This window comes from Rhizobacter sp. P3_B12 (assembly GCF_056402895.1).
In genome coordinates this window covers 1-23597 of sequence record NZ_JBFUGN010000009.1, presented here as the reverse complement: position 1 = coordinate 23597, position 23597 = coordinate 1, and the positions used below count along the sequence as shown (strand labels likewise).

The 23597-nt window shown below is 63.5% G+C and carries 14 protein-coding genes and 2 pseudogenes; 10 read left to right on the top strand and 6 right to left on the bottom strand.

Translation table 11 applies throughout. The features are described 5' to 3' along the window. Both AC1D01_RS01275 and AC1D01_RS01270 read right to left on the bottom strand, forming a co-directional pair. Positions 1–111 (bottom strand): annotated as a pseudogene (locus tag AC1D01_RS01275) (IS5/IS1182 family transposase); the annotation flags it as partial. 119 nt (positions 112–230) lie between these two features. Beyond that, positions 231–602, bottom strand: a complete 372-nt coding sequence (locus AC1D01_RS01270; RefSeq protein WP_477864304.1) for a hypothetical protein — start codon at positions 600–602, stop codon at positions 231–233. A gap of 231 nt (positions 603–833) precedes the next feature. Between AC1D01_RS01270 and AC1D01_RS01265 the strand changes: the two genes are divergently transcribed. The 5 genes from AC1D01_RS01265 to AC1D01_RS01245 all read left to right on the top strand — a co-directional run bounded on the left by AC1D01_RS01265 (position 834) and on the right by AC1D01_RS01245 (position 5224). Then, positions 834–1091 carry an antitoxin Xre/MbcA/ParS toxin-binding domain-containing protein gene (locus AC1D01_RS01265; protein WP_477864303.1) on the top strand — a complete coding sequence of 86 codons (258 nt, stop codon included), beginning with the start codon at positions 834–836 and terminating at the stop codon, positions 1089–1091. A 167-nt stretch (positions 1092–1258) separates the two neighbouring features. Next, on the top strand, positions 1259–1696 hold the full coding sequence (locus tag AC1D01_RS01260; protein ID WP_477864302.1) for a metallophosphoesterase family protein: 438 nt from the start codon (positions 1259–1261) through the stop codon (positions 1694–1696). A gap of 710 nt (positions 1697–2406) precedes the next feature. Then, on the top strand, positions 2407–3987 hold the full coding sequence (locus AC1D01_RS01255; protein WP_477864301.1) for a recombinase family protein: 1581 nt from the start codon (positions 2407–2409) through the stop codon (positions 3985–3987). Then, the gene (locus AC1D01_RS01250; RefSeq protein ID WP_477864300.1) at positions 3984–4325 is read left to right on the top strand and encodes a hypothetical protein; all 342 of its coding nucleotides are present in this window, start codon (positions 3984–3986) and stop codon (positions 4323–4325) included. Before AC1D01_RS01255 ends, AC1D01_RS01250 begins: the two co-directional genes overlap by 4 nt. Further along, positions 4322–5224, top strand: a complete 903-nt coding sequence (locus tag AC1D01_RS01245; protein WP_477864299.1) for a plasmid partitioning protein RepB C-terminal domain-containing protein — start codon at positions 4322–4324, stop codon at positions 5222–5224. The genes AC1D01_RS01250 and AC1D01_RS01245 overlap by 4 nt, the downstream gene beginning before the upstream one ends. Positions 5225–5330: 106 nt before the next feature. Here the strand turns inward: AC1D01_RS01245 and AC1D01_RS01240 are convergent, their stop codons facing one another. After that, positions 5331–5591: a hypothetical protein gene (locus tag AC1D01_RS01240; RefSeq protein WP_477864298.1), complete on the bottom strand. Its 261-nt coding sequence runs from the start codon at positions 5589–5591 to the stop codon at positions 5331–5333. A gap of 187 nt (positions 5592–5778) precedes the next feature. Here AC1D01_RS01240 and AC1D01_RS01235 point away from each other — a divergent pair, with 187 nt between their 5' ends. Then, the gene (locus tag AC1D01_RS01235) at positions 5779–6180 is read left to right on the top strand and encodes a hypothetical protein (RefSeq protein WP_477864297.1); all 402 of its coding nucleotides are present in this window, start codon (positions 5779–5781) and stop codon (positions 6178–6180) included. A 168-nt stretch (positions 6181–6348) separates the two neighbouring features. Here AC1D01_RS01235 and AC1D01_RS01230 read toward each other — a convergent pair. After that, positions 6349–6663 (bottom strand): annotated as a pseudogene (locus tag AC1D01_RS01230) (H-NS histone family protein); the annotation flags it as partial. Positions 6664–7183: 520 nt separating this feature from the next. Here AC1D01_RS01230 and AC1D01_RS01225 point away from each other — a divergent pair. After that, complete coding sequence (locus AC1D01_RS01225; RefSeq protein WP_477864296.1) at positions 7184–7909, top strand: GIY-YIG nuclease family protein; 726 nt, start codon at positions 7184–7186, stop codon at positions 7907–7909. 29 nt (positions 7910–7938) lie between these two features. Continuing rightward, positions 7939–8796, top strand: coding sequence for an LEM-3-like GIY-YIG domain-containing protein (locus AC1D01_RS01220; RefSeq protein ID WP_477864295.1), 858 nt, complete (start codon positions 7939–7941; stop codon positions 8794–8796). A gap of 662 nt (positions 8797–9458) precedes the next feature. Here the strand turns inward: AC1D01_RS01220 and AC1D01_RS01215 are convergent. Together AC1D01_RS01215 and AC1D01_RS01210 are read right to left on the bottom strand one after the other, a co-directional pair. Then, positions 9459–10160, bottom strand: a complete 702-nt coding sequence (locus tag AC1D01_RS01215; RefSeq protein ID WP_477864294.1) for a hypothetical protein — start codon at positions 10158–10160, stop codon at positions 9459–9461. Between the two features lie 525 nt (positions 10161–10685). Then, positions 10686–10988, bottom strand: a complete 303-nt coding sequence (locus tag AC1D01_RS01210) for a hypothetical protein (RefSeq protein ID WP_477864293.1) — start codon at positions 10986–10988, stop codon at positions 10686–10688. Positions 10989–11684: 696 nt separating this feature from the next. Between AC1D01_RS01210 and AC1D01_RS01205 the strand changes: the two genes are divergently transcribed. Together AC1D01_RS01205 and AC1D01_RS01200 are read left to right on the top strand one after the other, a co-directional pair. Then, positions 11685–19184, top strand: a complete 7500-nt coding sequence (locus AC1D01_RS01205; RefSeq protein WP_477864292.1) for a coiled-coil domain-containing protein — start codon at positions 11685–11687, stop codon at positions 19182–19184. 3 nt (positions 19185–19187) lie between these two features. Continuing rightward, on the top strand, positions 19188–23597 hold a 4410-nt coding region (locus AC1D01_RS01200), incomplete at its 3' end, for a hypothetical protein (RefSeq protein WP_477864291.1).

Sequence of the window (23597 nt, the reverse complement as noted above, 5' to 3'; positions counted from 1 at the left end):
GCACAGCGCCGACCACGGCACCACGCGCTCCATCTCGCCCAGGAACTTCTCGCGCCTCGTCTGGCGCTTCTTGCCCGCGTACTCCAGGCTCGCAAAGCTCGTCTGTTTCATGCAACCATCCTCGCTGTCCACGCCTCGTTCGGCCATCGAGATCTGCCCGAATAAATCAGCGGTTCCCTAGGCCGTTCACTTGCGTCCGAGAGAGATCGCATCTCGCCCTGTTGCAGGACTTATCGCTGGACCAGTTGCTTCCAAGTCTTCCCAGACTTGATCGTTGCAATCACGTACTTGGGCGCGCGTTTACCGGAGGAAGTCCAAGGCTCGGGCCATGAGGAGTGCTTGTAGGTGACGCCAGCCTCCGGCTTAGCGCCACTGCTGTCTTGGCTTTCCGGAGTCTTCTTCTCGGCTGTGCCGCGAGGCGCACGAACCTTCTTTTCCTGCAGATGCTTGATGATATCGGCAACATCGAATCCGGCCTCTTTGATTGCCCGCCGCATTTGAGCGACGTACTCAACGATCTTGTTCTCTGATTGTTCCAGGAAGGTAATCTGCCTTTGAAGCTTCTCTGCTTCTCTTCTCAGTTGCTCGAGGGACTTTGCCATACGGTCTCCTATTGATTTAGGCAGGGCAAATCATACAGAAAGCAAAAGGGGCGGCGCGTCAGAACGGATATCAAATCTCTCTTGCAAACCGCATTTGGTTTCGGTGCTCACATGGCACTACACGCACAGGTTACGCCCCATTGACCAAGTCCGCTCGTGTATGAGATATCTCGGAAACCATCGCCACCAAAACATCTTGGTGAGAATGCCATTCCGTGTTATTTCTATCGCATGTCCATCGCCGCTGTCATCGCTGCTGACCGAGCGCTGCTTGATCGCCTGGAGCGCTTCTCGCACTCGCAGGCGTACGAGCGCTTGCAGGTAGTGGCACTGGAGCACATCGGCCCGGACTCAGAAGCTTGGCTCGCTCACTGGTTGATCCGGCCGGCGGTAGGCCTCGGCGGATGTCCCATCGACATCGCTGAGGAGCCGGGTGGCGTCGACATGCTTGCCGAGCACCTCGGCCGCATAGCGTACGACTGCGCCTGAGTCCGTTTCACCGGACATACATGCCACCGCCGCCAGGCGACGGCCTCAGCGTCGTCGCAGCACGGTCACATCATGCTCACCCTCAGCCCATCTCTCTCGCCAGCCAGAACCACGTCCACCGAGCCACTGGTGCCTCAGTCGTCCTTCAGTCCTACCGGAGGTGACGAATGAAGCCGGCGCCAATCCTGTTTTGCGGAGACCCCCACTCCAAGTTTCGGCAGATGGTGGCGGCTGCTCACGACACCAGTGCTCAGAGCGTCATTCTTCTCGGTGACATGGAGCCTGAGCGCCCTCTCGAACTGGAGATGGCCCCACTGGATCGAGCTGGCGTGGAGTGGTACTTCATTGCGGGCAACCACGATGCCGACAGCCAGGCGGTCGCGAGCCGAGTGTGGAACCAGCACACAGATCCACATAACGTTCACGGCCGCGTCGTCACCCTGAGAAGCGGCGTGCGCCTGGCTGGACTCGCCGGAGTGTTCAGAGGCGACGTTTGGTATCCCAAAGTCGGTGGGAAGAATGGCGGACGATCAAGCCACTATTCGCGCGAGGATCTAGGAACTATTCGAAGCAAAACACTGCACCCGACGGGCAGGAGTGCTTGAACCCCACGGTCGTCGCCTGAAGTGGTGTCCGCGGGCGCGAGCCGCAGGCCTAGGTCGGTGGAGAGATCGCAATCCGAGGTCGCGTCGCGGCACACGCAATCAGTGCGTAGCCAGGCGAGATAGAAGCAGCACGCTTCGCCGCGGTCAAGTCACTTGAATGGATCATGAATTCCTCCCGTTAGCCTGCCGGCCAGCCGCTCGCATCGATCGTGCGCATTTTCGGTTTGGCTGCCATCACTTCATTGGCAATGCCGGCGTTGGTGACCAACGGTATCGGTCTGGCTGCGAGGCGTCAAGCGGTCAATGGAATAACAAACGTCCCTCTTTTGGGGGGCACGCTATGGAGCCATGAGAACTGCCTGCGTCAAGTGCTCTCTAGCGCCCAACGCATGTCACATGCGTGCACCCGCGCCGTCTTCACCTGCACTCGCGAAGTACGGGTGCCGCATCTCACCGCCGTCGGGTGAGCGCGAGGTCTCGGCGAGAAGTCATCCGTGCACAGTGCCTTCCAACCTTCGCGCGGGAACTACACGGCTGGAAAGTCCAAGCCACTGCCGTACCACCTCCGCGGCGCGTACTGGGCCGGCCGGCTGGAACGCGTCAACTCGATGATGGGGTTGTCCGCTGCTGGAAAAGCACGCACGTCATCGCTCTGTCACGCAGCAATTTCACGATTCAAGCTCTGAGTTTCTATTGTGCCGGGATTGGACATGGCAGGGCTCGATCAACGCGGCGTCACGCCAACTGCAGTGAGCAATAGTGATCATGATCTGATCCCCGTTGCGCAGTACGTGCGCATGTCCACGGAACATCAGCGGTACTCCCGTGAGAACCAGTCCCGTGTGATCTCCGAGTACGCGTTGCGAAACAGCATGCGAGTGGTTCGCACGTACGCGGACCTTGGAAAGAGCGGCCTCGAACTGAAGGGCCGCACGGCGATGCAGCGCTTGCTGCTGGATGTCGGGCAGCCTCTCGTTCCATTCCAGGCCGTCTTGGTCTACGACGTCAGTCGATGGGGAAGATTTCAGGACCCGGACGAAGCGGCGGCCTGCGAACTGACATGCAAGCGCCGAGGCATCCGCGTCATCTACTGCGCCGAGCAGTTCGCGAACGACGGATCGATCTCATCCTCGGTGCTCATCGGGCTCAAACGCAGCATGGCGGCAGAATTCAGCCGGGAGCTATCAGTTCGAGTGTTTGCAGGCGCCTGCAACATCGCCAAGCAGGGTTACGCGCAAGGCGGCGTGGCGTGCTTTGGGCTTCGCCGTATCGTCGTCGATGAGACTGGCCGAGTGAGAGGCACTCTCGCATTGGGGGAGCGCAAGGGCATTCAGTCGCACCGTGTCTCACTTGCGCCTGGCCCGGCAGCCGAAGTCGCGGCCGTTCGACTCGTCTTCCAGCTGTTCATCGACAAGCGCCGTACACGATCGGAGATTGCCGAACTCCTGAACGCTCGCGGGATTCCCTGGGTTGGCGGTCACCCCTGGCGGATGGAAGCCGTCCACGCTGTTCTGACGAACGAGCGTTACGCAGGCACCGCCATCTACAACCGCAAGTCGGGCAAGCTCAAAGCTCCGGTGAGGGAGAACACCCGGGACTTGTGGATTCGCAAGGAGGGCGCCTACGCGTCGATCATCCCCATGCCCCGCTTCCTGCGGGCCCAGCAGATGATTCGGGAAGCGGCGAAGCCGCTCGACAGGAATGACATGCTGCGCGGCGCAGCGCAACTGCTTGTTCAGCACGGTCAACTATCCGCGGACATTCTTGCGAGCAGCAAAGACGTCCCGTCCGTCTCCTCATATCTCCGGATCTTTGGAAGCCTGACCAAGCTCTACGGGCTGGTCGGCTACGACCTGAAGCAGAACCGCGGCTTCGAACAGGTCAATCGCTCGCTCCGGGAGCAGAGCCAACTGATCGTGGCTGACGTGGTGGCTGGTTTTCTCGCAAGCGGCAGTTCTTGCACTCTCGACTCAGGGGGCAGGCGGCTGACTGTCAACGGCGAGCTGACCGTGCAGATCGTCGTGGCGCCGAACCGAGGCAACGCGCGTGGCTACTACCGGTGGCGTGTCCATATGCCCTCAGTGCCCACCGATATCGTGGTCATCGTCCGGATGGACTTCGACAACGCTGCTGTGCAGGACTACTACCTGCTTCCTTCGATGGACATGCCTGCGTCAAGACTGCCGCGAATGGACAGCAACGGCCGTGCCCTGGATGTGTACCGCACGAAGACATTGGCCCCCCTGTACGCGCTCACGGCACAAGCGCCTCTGTCGGAGCAACCCCAATGAAAGCGATCGAGAGGGCTCCGAGGGTTGAACCTTCGGCGAGCCAGGCCGGTAGCCTATGCGGCAAGCAGATGACTCACCGCGCTCTGGAACCAGGCACGCTCGGTGGCCACCATCCATCTGACCAGGAACTGGTCGAGATGTACCAGCAGCAAACGCGAGAGCATCGCTCACTTCAGCGAAAGGCAGACCGTGCGCAAGCTGCGTTGAAAGCGTCTCGGAAGATCTTCAAGGAACTGTTCGCGGATCCAGAGTTCGTCTCGCTCTTGAGGAACGAGGGGAAGGGCACTGCGCCGCGCTACCTCGTCGAGGGTGTATCCGATGTGGAGATGGTTCAATGACCGCGTCCGATACGTCTGCCAAACTGGCCACCAACCCCACCTACTTGGAACTCGAGCTCGATCAGCTCCATAGCAACAAGTCGCTGCCTCAGTCGGTTCTCAGCAGTGCAAAGTACCGACAGATACGCGAGTCGATTCGTTCGGTTGGGCTGCTGGACCCATTGGTCGTTGTTCCCAGATCGCAGGACGAAGGTGCAGGCTACTCGGTTCTCGACGGATTGCTGCGCAAGGCGGCGCTGACCGAGGTCAATCTCACCAGGGCGCTGTGCCGGGTCCTGACGGACTGCGAGGGCCTTAGCTACAACCGCCAAGTCAACAGGCTCTCGGCTGTCCAAGAGCATCGACTGATCATTCGAGCTGCGGAGGGAGGCGCTTCGAGGGTGATCCTGTCTCAGGCACTCGGCATTTCAGTCGAATCCATCCGAGACAGACTTCGGATGCTAGATGGGATCTGTATCGAAGCCGTCCAACTTCTGGCGGACAAGCCGGCCACCAGGGGGCTATTTCAGGCGCTTCAGCATATGAAACCGTCTTGGCAGATCGATGTGGCGCAGGCGATGATCGATCTACGAAACTACTCGGTGAAGTTCTCGTTGGTGATGTTGCATGCGACGCCGGCTGAATTGCTGACGGACGGCGCCCAGGCTCGTAGAAGGCTGAACCCCCCGTCGGAGGCCCGACAGCGCCTACAGCGAGAGATGGCGACGGTTCAGTCAAACGCAAAGAGACTGGAACAGACGTACGGTCCGAACAGTCTGCAACTTGTCGTGGTGAAGGCCTACATCCGCGCGCTCTTGGAGAACGCCAAGATCGTCGGCTGGCTCGCCCGCAATCGAGGAGACTACCTGCGTGAGCTCCAGTTGATCGCTGAAATCGAGGTGCTCGATCCGGTGACCTGACAATCGCCCAAGGCTTGAGCGGCCGCCGCACGGGCATGAACCGCCTGACCTCCCCTGCCCGGCACTTCCAGGGTGCCTGCCCAGCAAAGCAGACCATCCGGGATGGTCAGTGAGGCTTGTCCACAGGAAACGACTGCATCAGATCGATCAGCCACAACCTCGTCATGCCAACAGCCTTGAGCTGGGGCCCTGCGTTGGGGTTCTCCGTGAAGGCATCACGAAGCAGATCCAGCTCAGCGACTGCCTCTTGACGGAACGCATCCTTGTCCGGCAACAGCTTCACGAGCGCAGCGATCATGGCCATCGCACAGATCACTTCACCCTGCAGGTAGCTGGCTGCCTCGCTGGGCTTCACTTCGTCGCTCATTCACTCACCTCGCAAACAGCCGAGAAAGCGTCGATTGAATCTCTTTGAGGGCGCCTGTGCAAGAGTGCTTTCAGGAGGACGGACCGGTCCAAAAATCTCACCCTCCTGCAGCTGATCCGCAGTAGAGTGATCTCTCGACGGGTATTTCCAACCTGTGCTGCGTTTGCACATGTATTCGGAGGCACGCATGTCCAGTCCAATCTCGAGATCTGCCTGGGTTGATCGCGTTTTCACGAAGCTGAGCAAGCTCGATCCGTCCGCAACAATGGTCGAACTGCAGCAGGTGGCCGCGCGCTCCTACGGGGCAGAGCGAAGTGAATCGCCTGAGGGCTGGGCTGAGAACTACCACCTGAGCACGCACCAAGCTGACCAACGCCAGTGGCGGCGGGAGTTCTGGGACAGGGCGTTGGAGGTTGAACCCAGGTTGAGCCTGAGGGAGCTGTGGGACCTCGCAGATTTCTCGTGGCGCGAGTACCCCACTCATCGTCGTGCAGCTCTTGTTGCGGCCAATCACGCGCTCGGCGTAGAGATCGACTGCGCTGTGCAGATCGGCGAGCTGGCCGGCACTGAAGGAAAATGCTCCGGATGAGCGCTTGACGCGCTGCGTGCCAGGTCGCCACTTCTACTGCGAGCCGACKCCACCCTCAATCTGTACTGCGGCGGACTGAGCAGCTGGCGTTGACGCCTTTCGAGAAACACGGCGTTTGCGTCTCGTAGGTTCGTTGGAAAGTTCGACGCCCGACGAAGATCCCGAAGCATCGATCAAGAACCGGTCGCGGTTCTTCACGCTAACAATCCAATTCGGAGGCTTGCCTCGTCCCGTCCATGTCTTGCCAGACTYGGGATCCCTGTACTTGGGTGTTCCGACGGTGGTCTTGGTCTCACCTCGACCCTTGACGCCTGCCCGTTTCTCGATGGTTCGCGAGAGGCCCAGATCATCATGCGTCAATCCGTACGCGGCAATGGCTTCCTTGATTCTGGATATGACGCCGGCCACCTCTGCCTTCCGCAGTTTCTCGGCCTCGCGTTCCAACTTGACAATCTGAGCCTTTAGCGACGCATAGGTCTTCATGAATATGTCTCCAACGAAGTATCGGAATGGGCCATTCTCGCCTCGATTTGATGCTTAGCGCCAGCGGGCCGCTGTGAAGTCGACAAGCGCCCTGCCCAAGGCCAACGTCTGCTATGCAGCGGTTGCGGCCGGTCGCCTCGATCCATCGACCGGCCGCTTCCCGACTCAATGCGGTCGCTGCAGCGTTCCGGAGGTAGTCGAACGATGGTCAAGCGACGCGGCATCCGAGGACGCTCCTCGACGCGTTGTGCCGCCAGTGGGTCGGGGTGTGGTCGAACCTCCGCTGTGCGCCTGCACGAACTGGAGCAATCGACCCTGCGCCCCCTTCGAGGCGTAGGGATGCCCGGCGGCGAACCGGACATTCGCCCAGGGCTCCGTGGATGCTTGCATCCGATCGGTTGCTGTACTGCACACCGCCCACATAGGCGCCAGATACCCTCACTTGAAGGGTAAGCCGTTCAGCGCACACCTCGTACATTGCGTGTCTCTGCATGAGGGGCGACATCCAACGCCAAAGTCAATGGCCACGACCAACGGACGCCAGGGAGGCGCAAGCGGTGGCGACGTCATTGCTGCGTTGAAGAGAAAGTTCAGGGAGACCAAATCGGCCCCGCCGCTGACGGACGTCGCTTTGTCCAGCCGACTCGGCGGCTTGGCGATCCAGCCACTGAAGCGATCCGTGCAACTGACGCCTCGTCAGATCACTACGCTGGTTCAGAAGGCCTATCTCGCCGGCCAAAAGGAGATCCAAGCTACCGCCGTACGGCCCATCGTCGAGTTCTATGAACTGGATGGCTGCGGCGACGGAGACAGACTGAGGCTCTTCGAAACCAAGAACAACACCTACCGCCAGGGCCTGCGTGAACAGCTTGAGTCGACACATGGTATCTACGTTTTCTTCGATAGCCGCGGCAGGGCGTTGTATGTAGGGAAAGCCAAGCGCCTAACCCTCTGGGGAGAGGCGACCAACGCCTACAACCGAGACCGCAAGGACGTTCAGGCGATACGGCGCRTAAATCATCCGACCACCAACCACCAGTACCGGACTTACGAAGAGAAGGGCCGGCAGATCGTGAAGGTCAGGGTGGCCCTCTCTGACATCGCGACGTACATCAGCGCCTACGCCGTCGTCGACGGAATGATTGACGAGGTGGAGGCTATGTTGATGCGTTGCTTCGCCAACGACCTGTTGAACGCGCGGATGGAGCAGTTCGGCGTGCAGCGCAGGAAGAAGGGCAAGGCCTGACGGTGAGCTGACGATGAAAAGGATCCGACATGCTTCCAAAGAATCTTCCGCCTGATCTCGAATGGATACGCAATGAACGGCTCGAGTTTTCGCCCCGTACGACAGAGCACCTAAGACACTACGTCTACCCGCTTATGCATCCGTTGGACGGGCACGTTTTCTACGTAGGCGAAGGTCAGGGTCAGCGCGTGTACGACCACTTGATTTCGGCAGTGCGGCTTATGGCCGACGGGGCGCTGCAGACCATCGCCGACGATGAGACGGATCCTGAACACTCGGAGAAGCTCGGCACCATTGCCGCGATCCTGAGGTCTGGGCGACTGCCGAGGATGTCCATCGTGCGCGACGGCATCTCTACGCAACAGGAGGCACAGCGAGTGGAGGGTGCGCTCATCGACGTCCTGGATTACCTGTCGTCGCTCGACAGAGCAGTCCCGCCCCTCACCAACCTACAGGCCGGACATGGCTTCGCGTCGTTTAGAAGCGTAGAGGATGTGGAGGCRACGCACGGCCAGAGCTTTCGTATGAGCGACCTGCCCGGATGGAAAGAAGGCGAGGAGGTACTTTTCCTGAACATCAACCGCCGCTGGGGTGAGGTCGCGTCGAACAAGAATTCGGTGTACGCCGTGACCAGGGGCTGGTGGCGGCTGTCTTCGGCAAGGGCGGGGCGGGTTCGCATTGTTGTGGTCCACGCATGGGGCATCGTTCGCGCGGTGTTCGAGGTCGGCGGGTGGGAGAGCCCCAACCCGGATGGACGCATCGCCTTCAACGCTCTTGATCCAGGCGGACTCGCGGGACCGCCGTTCAAGGATCGGAACCTAGGCACTGTGCTGGGGACCGGCGGTGGGCAAGGCTCTCAGAGTCCGGTGAGGTATGCAAGTCACTAGCGACTCGAGGACGGATTGATGGTGCGGTCTTGACAGTCTTGTGTGAGGCGCGAAGGCACGGTTACGGTCGCTTTGCAGCGGTTGCGGTCGTATGCAATGGGGACGCCCCCACCCGTAGACGGCATCGAAGTGCCACAGTGGATGTGTCAGCAACCACTCGATCGGAAGGAGCGTCCATCCCATTGCATACCAGCTACTGCTCAGACCGTGAGGTCCTCCACCTCCCCGAACGCGCGGACGGCGAATGGAGCCAGTCCTTTAAGCACGTGGACGGCCGCCAGTTCTGGGCCAAGTCGTCGCCGAATTCTCCTACTGGAATGCGGGCTGGGGACCGGAGCGCCCCGGGAGACTGGGCGACAACTGCGGTATAGCGCTGATCTTGCGCTGACAGTGCGCACCGAGAGCAGGAAGTTCCACCTCTGGTAGGTGCGGACACAGCCCCGAACAAGCACTTCCGACCGTTTCAACGAGACCATGGCCACGGGCAGTCTGTGACGAACCCGCCTGCTGAAAACAAGGGGCAGCTAGTGACTGATGTGGTATCGGCGCCGACTGAATATTGAGCGCGGGTGGACCGTTGGCATGCTCGAGACCGACCGGTGCAACCAGGCCTGAGTCGGCGTTCAAACGCGAGTTATGTGGACTTAGGCGGAGCGGTCCGTTCAGAGGTTATGCGCATCCACCCGTACAACATTCCAGGCCCGCGCCTGAAAGTCGACCGTGCCTGTATGAGTCTGAAGAGGATGTGCGGGGTATGAATCAACAACGATTGACCTAGGCACCTTGTAGCCGAGGGCCTTCCATGCCAGTCCGATTGATTCGCTTGAGCTTGCTTTGCTGAGTTTCAACGGGCGTGCGAAGTTGAACCTTTTCTGAATCGAGTCCGATCCAATGCCGTAGTTGCGCTCGCCTTCAGTCTTGAATGGCACCTCGGCAACTATCTTCTCAACGCTTCTGTGGTGTCCCGCAAGTACGAAGACGCAGGCGCAGTCGGGATCCATTCGCTTGATCAATGACAGACGCACGAAATCCTCCACGATCTTGTCAGGAGCGCAGTGAGGCGAGCCAGCCCATTTCGCTTCAACAACTACTTGTGCGTTCCTCCTTGGAACTCCATCTCCTGCAAGCACCAACGCGAAATCGACCTTCTTTGTGTTGGTCTTCTTGAAGACATTAATTGCCTCGTGCGGAAAATCTGAATGCGCTCTGGCGCCCTTCGTATTGATTGGCACAGAGCTAAGAACTTGACCGACCGCAGCCTTGAGCGATACCTCGGACAACAACCCCGCGCGGTAGCAGCAAAACTCCAGGTGCAGCCAGCTTCCGACACCTTCAGCAAGTCTTCGCGCGACATTCATGCGCATTCCGAGCCTCCTCATCTTGACCTTAAATGTGACTGAAAATGCCGGAGTGAAGCAAGAGGAGAAGTGAACGATGCCCTTCCATGATGACGGGATCAATGAGCTAGGCCGGTCCCACAACCTCTTGGAACCCCACTTCTGCTTTTCGGTGAGCGTCGCCATTCGACTTGCCGAATTCGAACGTCGCAGAACAGGGCGGTCTAAAGCAGTCGGTCACTCCCAGACGACGGCTTTGCAGCGATTGCTGCCCCTAGACGCCGCAGCTTTAAAGCGCGATATGCGCCGGGAACCTGCCATTCAATAGGCGGCGACCGTGCCAGATGATCGACCGCTCGCAGAGATGCGAAACTGGTCCAGCTTAACGACCGGTGTCTACACGGGCGAGCTCACGCTTTCGACCCTGAATGTGTTGACGCTGACCCAGAACTGACCCCTGGGTTTAGATGTTCGAAGCGAGGTGTCAGCCAACTCTTCTTTGCTTGAGCAACACCCCACTCGACGATCCCGGGCACGCAGGCCCGGGCCCTGTCACTTGCTGTCGAGCTTCCACCTGAACTTGGTGCCATTGGCGCGTCCCTCGCCCGAGGCGCCGACGGCGCTGGTGCCGGTCAGGTCGTGGAAGAACGCCGCTTCCTTGCCAGGCGATGTCACCAACTGGACACCGATTTCCGGCACGCCGACGACTGCATAGGAGCCGGACTTCACACTGAAGAAGAGCCCAACGCTGGGGCCACTCGCAGTCCAGGCCTTGATGTCCGTGTCGAGCGTGACGCCAAAGGATTTGCCTTCAACGTCGGCAAGCCCGGTGCCGATGATGGTCCAAAACGTCATCGTGATTCTCCTTTGGTTTGTCGAAGTTGCCGCCGACGCCGCGCGCCTACTTGGTGACCGACACGTGCACGTGCGCAGCGTTCTCGTACAAGCCCAATCGTAGCCCGCTTCGACTGCGAGTCGGCCCGAGCGGCCGAGCCTGGACGCGACGCGCCATGCGGGTCGGCGAAGCGGCAGGAGCCGTCTGGCTGTTGGCGTCGAGGTCCTGTGGTTCCTGAGCACGGCGCTGGCCCCCGGGCATCGCGGTGCGGGCGTCCGAGCCGCCCGAGCAGTTGTCCCGTTGAAGCACGCATACGGGGTGCAATTCAAACTAGGGGGTAGCGAGCCGGTCAATGCAATGGGATGCTCCAGCAGCCCAGCCAGTCGCCCGCGCCCATTTCAAGTTACCTGCCTCGCGGATGCGCGGTACGGCACTCGTGTCGCGCGGGTTCCATCGCAGCAGGAGCGTCACAGATGTACCTCGTCGTCCATGTCGTCGTGTCTCGTGACAGGTCACGAAGCAGACCCCACTCGCAAGTCCCAACCACGACGCCAGTGACCCCACAGCAGGGCAGCCCGCCCTACGCTGTCCGCGTCGTCCCACTCCCCTGATCCGCCCCACCCGGCAATTCTGCCGGCGCGCCAGCGACGGCAGTCCCGCCCGGCGCCAAGCACGGTGCTGCGCGCGCGATATCCGAAAAGACAGGAGCTGACGACATGAAGACGTTCCTTGCGTTCCGGTGCTACGGCACATTCCAGTGGCCGCCTCTCACGGATGGCGAGCCGAAGTCGTCGCGCGAAGGATCGGTGGAGATCCACTACCTCGAGGAGGCCGCGGGCAAGAACAAGAGGGTTTGGAACGGACACCTCCGCTGGATTCCCGTCGATGCCAAGACCGAAGAGGCTCAGGTGGCCGACCTCTATGACCTGAGCGACCTCGAGCTCGTGAAGCTCTTCGAGCCGGACGGCAAGACGGTGACCCTGCGGTTCACGCGGAAGACCGGCAAGCCCTGCGGACCCCGGCTGCAGTTCGATGGGATCAGCGTACTCGATCAGTTCGCACCCGATGAGAACATGCACTACCCCACCCTGCGGGTGCCGCTGGTGCCGACGATGGACTGGGAGGGCAAGGCGCGCCATAGCACTTTGCAGATCGGCAACGAGAAATGGCCGGATGGGACCAGCAGTCTTCGACTCGACCTCGTGGTGCCGCTCCCGCTGCCGGCCAACGCTCAACAGGCAAAGGTCGACAAGGCCTTCTTTGCGTTCAGTGCGGTCTACGCTTCCAGCCTGCCGACACTCTCCGCGACGTCGAACGGCGGCCTAGTGGTTCGCAGCCTGCCTTTCGGACTGCGCGGCGAGAGCAAGAATGAGGTTTTCACGCCGAAAGGCGTCGACCTCGGCCGGTTGCATTGGACTCCCTCGCCCTACAACAAGGCCTCTAACGAGAACGTGATCGTGGAGCCCGACGATTTCTGGCCGGACGCCTCGCACGTCTTGTCTTCGGTACTCAGTGACTGTGGCTATCCAGTTGTGTTTGAGAAAGCGACGGATGCCCGCAACAAGTTCACCGCCTCGACGGAATTCGCGAGCACGCCCGGCTTGAAGCGCTTCCCCGGGCTGTCTCTGGAAGGCTTGCCGGGGGACGGCGTCCTGCCGCCGGGATTCCGCATTCGGCAGCGTGTCGCCGTCCGGCTCGAAGACGGCGTGACATCCGTCGACACGCGCCACGACTCCCGCTTGCGCATCCGTAACGAACAATTCCATCTGCAGGTCCCGGACGACGGCGAGTCGCGCCACCCGGACGAACTCCCCCAATGGCTTTCGTTCGGCCCGAGCCTGTACGTCGAAGCCACCTTGACCGGCAACATCGCTGACACCCAAATCCAGTCGGCCGAAGCCCGCACCAGGGTGCGCTTGAACATCGGCAGCCCACAAAAGCTGCCGCCCGCCCTTCCCGGCGACGGACTTCCCGAACACGCCTCTAACGCGCCTGCGGAGGTGCGGACGCTGCCCGGCATGCTCGGCCAGACGATCGCCGCGATGCGTTTGACGCTGGCCAGCCAGGCCCAGTTGTCACCCGCCAGGCCCTTGTCCCTGCTGCCGGAGCTGACGCTGCTGACGAAGGGCCCAGCACACTTCGGCCTGTTCGCCGAGGAGAGCGTGGCGAAGCCGACCGAGCAGGGCGTCCACATCGCCGCAATCTTCACCGGCTGGGGCAAGCCCGTGACATGGCGCATGCAGCCGATCTTCCACGCCAGCCTGCAACCGGCCGACATCTTCCATCCCCCCAAGGTCAACGAGCTCGCGTTCAAGGCGCGCTGGCCGGCGTTCGACCTCGAAGGCCCGCGTGGAAAGTCCATCGATCTGCGTGCGAGGCACGCCGACGCAGAACTGGCACGCCGGGACCGGCGATTCTTCGCCCTTAGGCTGCACGACGAGCGCGCCGACGCCGATGCGTCAAGACAAGGCCTGATCGCCGACATGCACGTGAAGTGGGAGCGGGCCCTGCTGCTCTCCCCGGCTCACCGAGGCGACGCGTCGCTGCTGTTCATGGGCGAACGAACGGGCGCACCCGGATGGTCGCTGCAGGGCGAACTGCCCTCGCTGCTGCCGCGGCGAGGCGGCGACTTCAAGCTGCAACTCGGCATGGCCGTAGACCACGTCCAGCCGATCAACCACGACAGCGCCGAGGACGCCCGCGCACGCCGGCTGCCGGTGCTCTTGCTCGACGAGGCGGCCAGCGCGGTCAAAGGAACTGCGGCTATCGACCACGCCGCGGCGCCCTGGCACCTGCAGGTTACCGAATCAATGTCCGGCGACCCACTCGTCGACCCGAGGTCGTGGGAACTGACGGCGGAGCTCATCGACCGCCGCGGTCGCAACCCGAACACGGGCGAGGCCGCGCGCAAGCCCACCGTGATGTTCTCGTCCACGCCCTTCAGTTTCATGCGGTACCACGCACTGCCGCTGGACGAGCGCGGCGATGAGGGCAACAGCACCGTCGCCCGCTACGACAGCACCACCGGCCGGTGGACCACGCTCGTCACCAGTGCTGCCTATCACTACGTGCTGCCGCCGCAATCTGTCGGCGAGAGCATGGACAAACCGCGGCGCTTGGAAATCCACGACCTCGACCCCGATCGGCGCCCATTGGGCTTCGAGCGCCCGTACCCGGACGAAGAAGCGCCTGACCAGGACGGCGCGGAGCGCAGGCACCTCGTGGACTTCCGCCTAACGCCCCCGGCCGACCTGTGGGTCCGGCCGTCCGATGTGGAGCGCAACTACCTGTTGCCCGAGTGGGCCAGCCGCCAGCTCTTCTCACGTTCTTCCGAAGGCGGTACCGGTGCCGCGATGGTCGCAATGCGTGCAGAGTTCGTCTACGGCCTGTCGATCGGCCTCTGGCCCGACGCGGAGCGCGGCCCGTCACGGCGTTCCCGCGTGACCGAGATCGAGGCACTGACCGGCTCCGTCCTGGACCGGCGCGACTCCCGGACGACCGACAGCTGGGACCGCATACACCAGGCCTTCCTACGTCGCCCCGAACGGCTCGAGGTGTGGGCCGATGATCCCGACAGCCCCGTGCCGTTCGCACCCGCACGCTTCGAGCAGGGTGCGCGATTCGCGCTTCGGACCACCGCCTTGCACCGCCCCGCGGTCCTGCCGACCGCTGGCACCGACGCCGACCTCGCTGCCGCCCACAAAGCGCCGCCCTCGCAACGCGTGCCCGGCGTGTCGCCGCGCCAACATGCGCAGGGGCTGGCCGGCGGCGCGCTGTGGCCCGTCGAATCGCTCAACGTCCTCAACATGCTGCTGGACCAGCCGGCGTCCACTGGCGGCCACGTCGAGTCGATCGCCCTGTCGCCTTCCGGAGGCGACGCCGACCAGACGGTGCGCTTCTGCAACGACCGGGTCGCCATCATCACCGAGACCCGCAACGGGCATGTGCAACGCCAGCGGGTCGAGGTGGTCGGGAGGATCGCCGTGTGGTGGCACCGGGCCAAGCACGTCGTGGTCTACGAGAGAACGGTCAACCCGTCCGCCCAGTTCACACCCGAAGGCGGCATCAAGACGCGCACGCGAAGGCCCGTGCTGCGCAAGGTGCGCGAGTACATCGAGCTGATGCAGCCGGAACGGCGGTATCCCGACGCCGATGTCGCGGCTCCCTCGACCAACGCCTTCGTGCAGGGCATGCGCTTCAACTCCACCATCATCCCGGTGGACAGCTTCTGGGGCGAAAACGTCGACTCCCGCGGCTGGAAGGTCCCCCTGTGGAACCGCCACGCGGCCCGCCAGCGCCCGCAGGTGTACGCGATGCCGGACGTGGTCTTCCTGCAGGCGAGCGAAGGCACCCGCACCGATGCGCTCAGCAGCCAGCCGTGCGTGAACCCGGACAACCTCTACTTCTTCACGAACACGCGCCAGGGCTTCAATGCCGACACCGACAACTGGCCGCACGAGCTGTCGATCGACTGGATCAACCTGCCGCCGCCGAGCAGCAGCGTTCCTCCACCGTCGACGGCGAACGCCGGGGCGGGTGCGCAGGACGTGCCCGAACCCTCCGTCCCACGCGGCTTCGCACGTTTCACTTGGCGCTTGGCGCCGGCTGCGCAACGCACAGCCATCAACCAGGCGCGCGGCGAACGGCCCGTCTACGCCTCGCTGCGCACCCTCACCTTCATGCGGGCGGGGCGTGTCGAGGGGACCGAGGCGAAGAAACTGCCGACGCTCGCACGCGTTGACACCGATGCCATCAGCGGCTGGTGGCAACCCGGCAAGAAGCTGGAAGACGGGCCCAGTGAGTTGGTCGCACTTTCGACCGCCATGCGCGCCGTGGAAGAACTGCAGGGCAGCCCCTTGCCGCCGGAGGGCTCTGATCGGGACGCAGTCAAGGCAACGATCGGAGATCTCCGGGCCAAGGTCGCCGCCTTCAAGGGGCCCGGCGTCGCGCAGAAGCTGCAGGCGCAGATGAAGACGCTGAGTGACGCTCGCGACTTTGCGTACAACGGTCTCGTCGCCCTGCTCCCGAAGGGCGACGAGACCCTCGAGAACCTGGTGGGCACCTTCCAGGGCTGCGACGAATGGAAGCGCAGCATCGCCGGCTCGATCGGCGCGAAGCGGCTGGCCATCGACCAGGAGCTGCAGGCGTGGGAAACGGGTTTCATCCGCCAAGTCGATGGTTGGGAGAACGATCTCAACAAGTTTCCGAAGAACCGCCAAGCGCTGGAGGACATGATCACGCCAGCCGTCGCCCACGCGCTGCGCCCTGTGTTCGAAGGTGTCTCGGCCGGCATCGGCCAAGCCGACCAGGGCATCGAATCCGCACGTTCGACGCTACGCGACCTGCGTGACGAGATCGGCACCGCGCTGGATCAGGCGACCCGCGAGGTGCACGCGATCCGCGAGGCGATCGACCGGGACAAGCCATGGTCGCGCCAGCGCTTGGATGACCTTTCGGCGCAGATCAACGATGCTTTCCAGAAGGTGGTGCTCGACGCGCGCACCACGGTGGCAGACGCCCGCGACCGACTCACCTCAGAGCTGGACGACGTCTCTCGCCGCGTGGGTGAAAGCGCGGCGATCGCCCTGCGGGAAGTCGACCGCGCGCTCGTTGCGCCGCGCGAGGCGGTGTCGGGATGGTTCGACGTGCTCTCGTCATTCTCAGCGGCGGTCGACCAGGCGCTCAGGGGCACGGATGGCGCCGTGTTGCAGGCCCGCAAGGAGATCGAGGCCCACAAGGCCGAACTCGCGAAGCTGCACCCAGACCTGGCGGAAAAGTTGAACGGCCACGTGACGAACATCGAGGGCGCGCTCGCGTCGACGGCCGTCGCCGCGAGGGACGCGGCCCCGAAGATCGAGCGAGTGATCAATCGGGTCGACGACGCCATGGTCGATGCCGCCAAGAAGATGAAGGCCGGTGTCGTCGAGATCCAGAACACCGTGAACGAAGGGATCGAGACGCTCAAGCAGCATGGTCCACTGCCACTCGAACTGGACGAGCTCGTCGCCGCCCTGGAATCGGCCTGCGTCAAGACGAACGAGAAGGTGAACACATTTCTCAAGTGGGTCGAGACGCAGTCGGAGCTGGTTTGGATCGACTTTGCCGTGGAACGGGTGCTCGTTCCAGTCGAGGAGATGATCGAGGCCGCACAGGGCGGCGTCGCGACGGCGTCGGACGTCATGGAGGCGGCGGCCGACACGTTGTCGCGCCAGCTGGCAGACGTTGCCGCGAAGCTGCAACCGGAGTCGATCGCGCAGTCGGTCGTGGCCGGACTGACGGCGCTGATGACCCCCCTCCTCGATGATCTGGAGGGCGTTTTCCCCGTGAAGGTAGAGACCGTGACACATGCACGGGACCGCCTCGTCGGCTTGGCGACGACATGGCGAACACGGGCGGTCGAGTCACTGAAAGCGCCAGAAGACGTTGCGGACGGCTTGCTGAACGGGTTGGGTGACGCCTGCGACTACTTCGAGAACGCGGCCAAAAGGCTTGAGGAAAACATCAAGGACCAAGGTCAAACGCTGCTGAAGAAGGCGCTGGAAGACATCGAGGCCACCGACCTCTACAAGCAAATCAAGAACGGCGTCGACGAGATCTTCCAGGGCGCTGAGACGTACGCCAAGTTCCTGGACTCGTTCCAGTCGTTCGACCGCGACGTCTGCCGCATCGGTAACGACCTGGCCCGCACCGGCGAGATGGCCACCGCCTACGTCGACCAGGCCGTGCGCGCCATCGGCAACATCGGCAGCGGCGGCCTGCTCGCCGCACCCAACAACATCCTGCGCGCCATGGCCGCCATCGGCTCGGTGCCGGCCCTGCCCAACCTGGACTACGCGCGCCGCCAGATGGGCTACTACTACGGCCTGGTCGACCAGCTCGTGGACACGACGCAGGTCGAGGCCTGGTTCGGCCGCCTCGGCGATTCGCTCAAGGCGTGGGGCCTCAGCCTGCCGTTCAACCGGATAGGCGACCGCCTGCTGCCGGTCGACCTCAGCGACTTCGACATCGGCGACATCTTCCGCAACTGCGGCGGGCTCGAACTGCAGCGACTCTTCAAGGGCTGCCGCCTGCCCAAGGGGGCCGAGGACGCGGTGCGCCTGAGCCACGACTTCAACAAGGAGACTTTCCGCGCCTGGGTGCAGCTGGACATCGACGCCGCGCTGTCGGGGCGAAAGGCGCTCGTCAGCCTGGGCCCTTTCTGCCTGAACGCCGTCAACACCCGGCTCGTCGGTCGGGTGCGCCTGGAAGCCTCGAAGGACACCGACCGAGTCGATGACGAAGGCGAGGCGACGCTCAACACCGACTTCGAGGCGGCCGTCGGTGGGCAGGTGATGGTCACCTTGCGCGAGGTCGCGGTGCGCTTCTCGAAGGGCAGCGGGCTGAAGGTCGATTTCGATCCCAAGAAGGTCGAGATCAACCGCAACCTGCAGTTCGTGCAGAACGCGCTCGGCTCGATCTTCGGCGACGAGATCGGCGGCCTCAAGGTGGTCAAGCAGGACGGCATTCCAGTGGGCCTGGAGCACGTCTTCAGCATGCCGCCGATGAGCCTGATGTTCGGCACCAGCGGCCTGCAGAACATCCAGATCTCGAACCAGTTCCAGCTGATCGCCTACCCCGACTTCCGCATCTCCAACCGCTTCTCGCTGGCACGGCCGGAGCTGCCGTTCATCTTCTCGATCTTCATCATCGGCGGCACCGGTTGGTTGACCGTCGACGTCGACTACCGCCCGTTCGGCAACGAGCTCATGGTGGTGGTCGATGCCGCGGCGGGGGGCTCGGCATCGCTCGGCTTCGCGTGCGCGGGCTGCACCGGGGCGGTCGCCATCACGCTCGCCGCGGCCCTGACGTACCGCAAGCTCATCGGCGCCTCCGGCGGCGGGCTCACCGTGTCGATGGTGGTGACCATCGTCGGCGTGGTCGACGTGCTGCGCATCGCGTCGGCCCACCTGAGCGTCGTGCTGCGGCTTTCCTACGCGGAGAACGGCGACATCGACGCGAACGGCGGCTTCCGCCTCGAGGTCCGCATCACCCGCTTCTTCAAGGCCTCGGCCGCAGGCGATGCGCGCTATCGGATGGCGGGGGGCAAGCGGGAGACGCAGTCGAGCCTGACCGGGCAGGCAGGCCCGACCGATGAAGGCAACGCGGCCGTAAAGGAAGCACGCGCGAAGGCGGAGAAGCTGCTCAAAGGGCAAGGCAAGGGACAACAGGGAGGTTGATTCATGAGCGACACGATCTACTGCCACGTCGAACAGGATCCGGACGGGTTTCATCCGGATGGCATCGCCGGGTTTTCGGTGCGGCTGTCGGTTGCGCCGGACGCGGCCAGCGATGACGCTGCGCACGAATCCGTCGAAAGGTTTCTCGGGGCGTTGAAGACGACCGAGTTCGTGGTCTACGTCGCTACTCAATTCGATGGAACCGTGGTGGCGACCATGCTCAAGGCGGATGTCGACCCCATCCGAGCCGACCTGCCTGACGACGAAGCCGCGCAACTCCGCACCGCATTCGTCCGCTGGCTCGCCCGCTACGGCGAGGGCAAGCTGGGTTGGCGACACACCGCCCCTGCCGTCGGCGAGGAGGTCACCCGGACTGCGGGCACGCTGTCGATCCAGGACGTGATCACGGCCACAGCCAGCCAGCCGGCGCCGTTTCCACACCGGCTGGGTCTCGCGATGACGTTGCGCATCAAAGAGGAGGATCTGCCTCCTGACGCCAAGCTCCTGATCGTTCCGCTGTCGCTCGTCGGGTTCATTGCGCCAAAAACCGTTCCGCTGTCCGAAGTGCCGGAACCTGGCAGCGAGATCGAACTGCCTTCCGCCGCCGGCGACGTTCGCTGCAGGACCACGATCGTCAAGCCGCTCGTGAACGATCCAACGAGCCTCATCGATCTCTCCACGGGTTTCTTCAAGCCATCGGACGAGAGCGCGCAGTCCCATCGCTTCCTGGAGCGCCTGGAGCAACGCGGCGGGTCGCAGTTCACCGGCTTCGTGTTGGCGGCGTCGATCGAGTGGCCAGTGCCGGACCCCACCACCGACCAGGACCTGGAGCGGCATGTGGGCCGGCTGTCCTGGAAGGCCGTGGCGGCACTGGCCGGCGCGCTCGATCCTGTGCTGCTCGCGCTGTTCATGCCGGGCCGGGAGGCGCGCGACGGGGCCTTGCTCGGGGAGATGGTGGACAAGCTGGCCGCACTCAGCAAGGGAGGGGCGTCGCGCAACGATTGCCGGAACGCCCTTCGCGTCGCACTCCGGCACCACCCCCTTTTCGTCTTGGATCCCAAGAAGGATCGTCTAGCTCACCTGAACGCTCTGCGAGATGCCTGCGGGCTGCCGCCGTTGACGCAACTCGACGGCCAGGAGATCCCGGCCACGCTCGACTGGTTGGACTTGCTGCTGCTTGCCTCCTCAACGACGAACGAATGGGCCGCCATCGGCAGGCACGCGTTGGACCGCTTCAAAGACTCCGACGGGCTCTCCCGCGAACTAGATCGGCTGCTCGGAACGTTGCAGGACACCTTGACGAGCGAGGCCGGCATCGAGGCCACGACCTTGCGGCTGTTGCGACATGCGAGTGTCGTGACCCATGCGGTGACCATCCTCCGGGCTGCCATTCCCGATCCCTCCATCGACGTGGACGGGTTATACGCAGACGCCATCGACGCCTTCGCCCGGCGGCTCGGCGAGGGTCTCGACGGCGCTCAACTCGCACGCCAGGCCGTGGGGTCGTTGGTCTCCGATCTGTTGCTTGCCGATGTGCGCGTCGAGCAAGGCGACAAGAGCACGACTCTGAACAATCTGGTCGAAAAGCTTAAGGAATGGAAGTTCTGGGCGCATCGGTTCGGACAAGATAAGGAGCCGCCCCTGCAAGACTCCACGGTGGTCACACTCATGTCCGCGCTGGTACGGCCCAACCTGCGGGCGACAGATTTCTTTGAGCGCACGCAGGACGTCGTGGCCGCGACGAAAGTCATCGACGACGCAGCCGACACCCATCAAGCCAGCGTCATCGCGAACCTCTCTCCACCCCCGGACAGACGCTTCCAGCCCGACCCCGAGCCCCGTCCGCTCGCCATCCAGCTGCTGGTCGACGCCGCCGCGGACGACGCCGCGGACGACGCCGCGACGGATGCCAACGACTTCGCCGCCGTCTTCTCCGGCGTCGCCGTGCTCCTGCAGGCGCGACGCTCGAACACCGACCAGAGCGCCTGGGCCCATGCCAACCTCGCCGAAGCCACCCTGGGGGGTGACACGGCCACCACGATCAAGCCCCTGCCGACGACGGTGCAGGACGGCCGCCGCCAGCTCTTCGTCGAATACCGAGGCGTGCCCTTCGCCTCCCGCGCGTACGAGAAGACACTGCCCACCGCGGGGGAAGGCATGCCCGAAGCCCTGCTCACGTTCGACTACGACCCCAAGCTGAACGAAAACCACGTGCCCGTGCCTTCCCTGGCGTACGGCACGCGCTACGACGTGGCGGTCCACGCGGTCGGCAGGTCCGGCGCGTTGCCGGTGGATCTGCAGGCCGCCGGCGGCGAGCCCTGGGTGCCTGTCATGCAGCCATCAGGCAACAGCGATCCGCTGCGGCCCTTCAATGTGACCTCGCTCATGTACAGCCGCACCATGGCAATCGGTGCCACGGCCATTCGCGAGCGTGATGACGCTCGAGGCACCGCACGACGGATCGGCGTCGGCCTCGACGGGGTCCGCCCACTCGCGGCCGACTACCCGCGGCTGTCGCTGGCCGGTAGCACGACGAAGCGGACACTCTTCCTCGATGTATTTCGCAATGCCGACGGCTCTGGCGCGATCGCGCTCCCGTCGGAGGCCGGGAAGCCGGTGCAGGTGGCGCTGACTGATGTCCACTACTGGGGAGGCTGCGCGCCCGAACTCATCGTGGAAGTCCTGGCCGGTTCGGCGGCAACGAGGAGCGATGCCCTCGCCTCCCTGCGCATCGTCCTCCCCTCGGATCGATTCGATTGCAGGCTGACGATCGAGCGCGATGCGGGTGGGCAGTTCAAGGTCACGGAGTCCTCCGGTGCCTCAGGCGCGTGGTCCACGGTGCTTCCCAGCGTCTGGCTGAGGTTGCGGGTCGCGAAGGCCGCGGACGGCGGCGGCATCTCGCTGGCCGACCCTGCCACAGATCAAGGCGGTCCGGCCAGTGGATCACGTCCAATGCCGTCGCGCCTGCTCCTGTGCGCCCCCGAGGGCACGTCGTGGCGAGCGCCCTTCAACAAGGAGGCCAGCCTTTGGATCGAATCTCCCCGGACTTCGTGGGCGAACGTGCAGCGATGGCTGGACAACCCCAAGCTCGCCGACGACTGGCTGTCCCCGTTGACCGACAAGCAGTGCGATGAGCTTAGAACCAAGCTGCTGACAGCGGACCTCCTGCGTGCGGAGGTCAAGGAACTCGCCGAGCTGCTGGACCGCCTCCCCGATCCTGCCGTGCGCTTTCTCGAGGTCGATCTCCACGCACTGGACAGCCTGCGGGACGACCTGACCCAACTTCACAAGGACGCCAAGCTCGTCACGCCGTGCGAGCGTATAGAGGTGAAGTCGATCGGCAAGCTGCTCGACTCGCTGCCCGGATGGGGCAAGCTCGACCTCATCGAGCTGCTGCGAAGGATCAACGACGCCTGCAAGACGCCACTCACCGTCAGGGCCGACTCAACTACCGTGGACGCCAAGCTCTGGTTGAAGAGAGACGGCGCGGCACTGGCGGCAAAGGTTCCTGCAGGCATGGTGGCCCAGCTGCACGTGCGCCCGCTTGTGGCAAGACGTCACTTCGAATCGCGTGAGGTTGCGGATCCGTTGAACGAAGCTTATCCACCCGTCATAGATGAACGCCTGTTGCAGTGGGCAACCGGCCACACCGGCATCGACGGGACGCTCTACGCCCGCTTCCCCGGTGCCGAACTGCAAGTGGAGGCGATGCTGGGACCGATCGTTCGCGACGACACGACCCGGTCTGCGCCATCATCCGCGACGCCGTGGCTCAACGCACGTGCCGACTGGACACGCCTGGCCGAGCACGCCGTCCAGCACGACCCCATCGGCACCTCCCGCAAGTACCGCCTGCAGGCCGGTGCGCCCCACGGCGCAGACGCCTGGACATGGCGCCAGGCCGGCTGGATCGACGTCGAGACGCAGCGCTGGCGTTTCACCGGCCGGCCGATCCAGCACTGGTTCAGGCCGCAGTCCTTGCGGAAGGTGCCAGCGGATCAACCATCCTTCGAGATCGATCTCGACGACAACGACCGGCACGTCATAGCCAGCTTCATGGCGGAAGCCTTCGACAACCGTTCCGACTCCGACAACGTGGTGCAAGGTGCGCCCCTCCTCCCCCAACCCGCCAAGACGACACTCGTCGAGATGGCCTGGGAGAAGCCCTCGGCCACGCTGTTCCGCCATCGCCTGACGATCCGTTCCCGCTACGAGGGGGCGATGGTCAACGCCAGGGAGGCGCGTTGCGCCGCGTGGTCCGATGCCGATCCGGCCGGACCCTGGCGGGTCGTGGCCATGCTGGGAGAGCGCGGCCGCATCACACTCGGCCGCCCGCAGCTGCGGGCCCTGATGCCGCTCACGACGACGCCGCTCGACAGCGCCGCAGGCCCGGCCACGCCCCCAGTCCTCGCC

Excerpts from the sequence above, each read along its gene's own strand:
- AC1D01_RS01270 (WP_477864304.1), bottom strand. The coding sequence starts at position 602 with ATGGCAAAGTCCCTCGAGCAACTGAGAAGAGAAGCAGAGAAGCTTCAA.
- AC1D01_RS01265 (WP_477864303.1), top strand. The coding sequence starts at position 834 with ATGTCCATCGCCGCTGTCATCGCTGCTGACCGAGCGCTGCTTGATCGC.
- AC1D01_RS01260 (WP_477864302.1), top strand. The coding sequence starts at position 1,259 with ATGAAGCCGGCGCCAATCCTGTTTTGCGGAGACCCCCACTCCAAGTTT.
- AC1D01_RS01255 (WP_477864301.1), top strand. The coding sequence starts at position 2,407 with ATGGCAGGGCTCGATCAACGCGGCGTCACGCCAACTGCAGTGAGCAAT.
- AC1D01_RS01250 (WP_477864300.1), top strand. The coding sequence starts at position 3,984 with ATGAAAGCGATCGAGAGGGCTCCGAGGGTTGAACCTTCGGCGAGCCAG.
- AC1D01_RS01245 (WP_477864299.1), top strand. The coding sequence starts at position 4,322 with ATGACCGCGTCCGATACGTCTGCCAAACTGGCCACCAACCCCACCTAC.
- AC1D01_RS01240 (WP_477864298.1), bottom strand. The coding sequence starts at position 5,591 with ATGAGCGACGAAGTGAAGCCCAGCGAGGCAGCCAGCTACCTGCAGGGT.
- AC1D01_RS01235 (WP_477864297.1), top strand. The coding sequence starts at position 5,779 with ATGTCCAGTCCAATCTCGAGATCTGCCTGGGTTGATCGCGTTTTCACG.
- AC1D01_RS01215 (WP_477864294.1), bottom strand. The coding sequence starts at position 10,160 with ATGCGCATGAATGTCGCGCGAAGACTTGCTGAAGGTGTCGGAAGCTGG.
- AC1D01_RS01210 (WP_477864293.1), bottom strand. The coding sequence starts at position 10,988 with ATGACGTTTTGGACCATCATCGGCACCGGGCTTGCCGACGTTGAAGGC.
- AC1D01_RS01205 (WP_477864292.1), top strand. The coding sequence starts at position 11,685 with ATGAAGACGTTCCTTGCGTTCCGGTGCTACGGCACATTCCAGTGGCCG.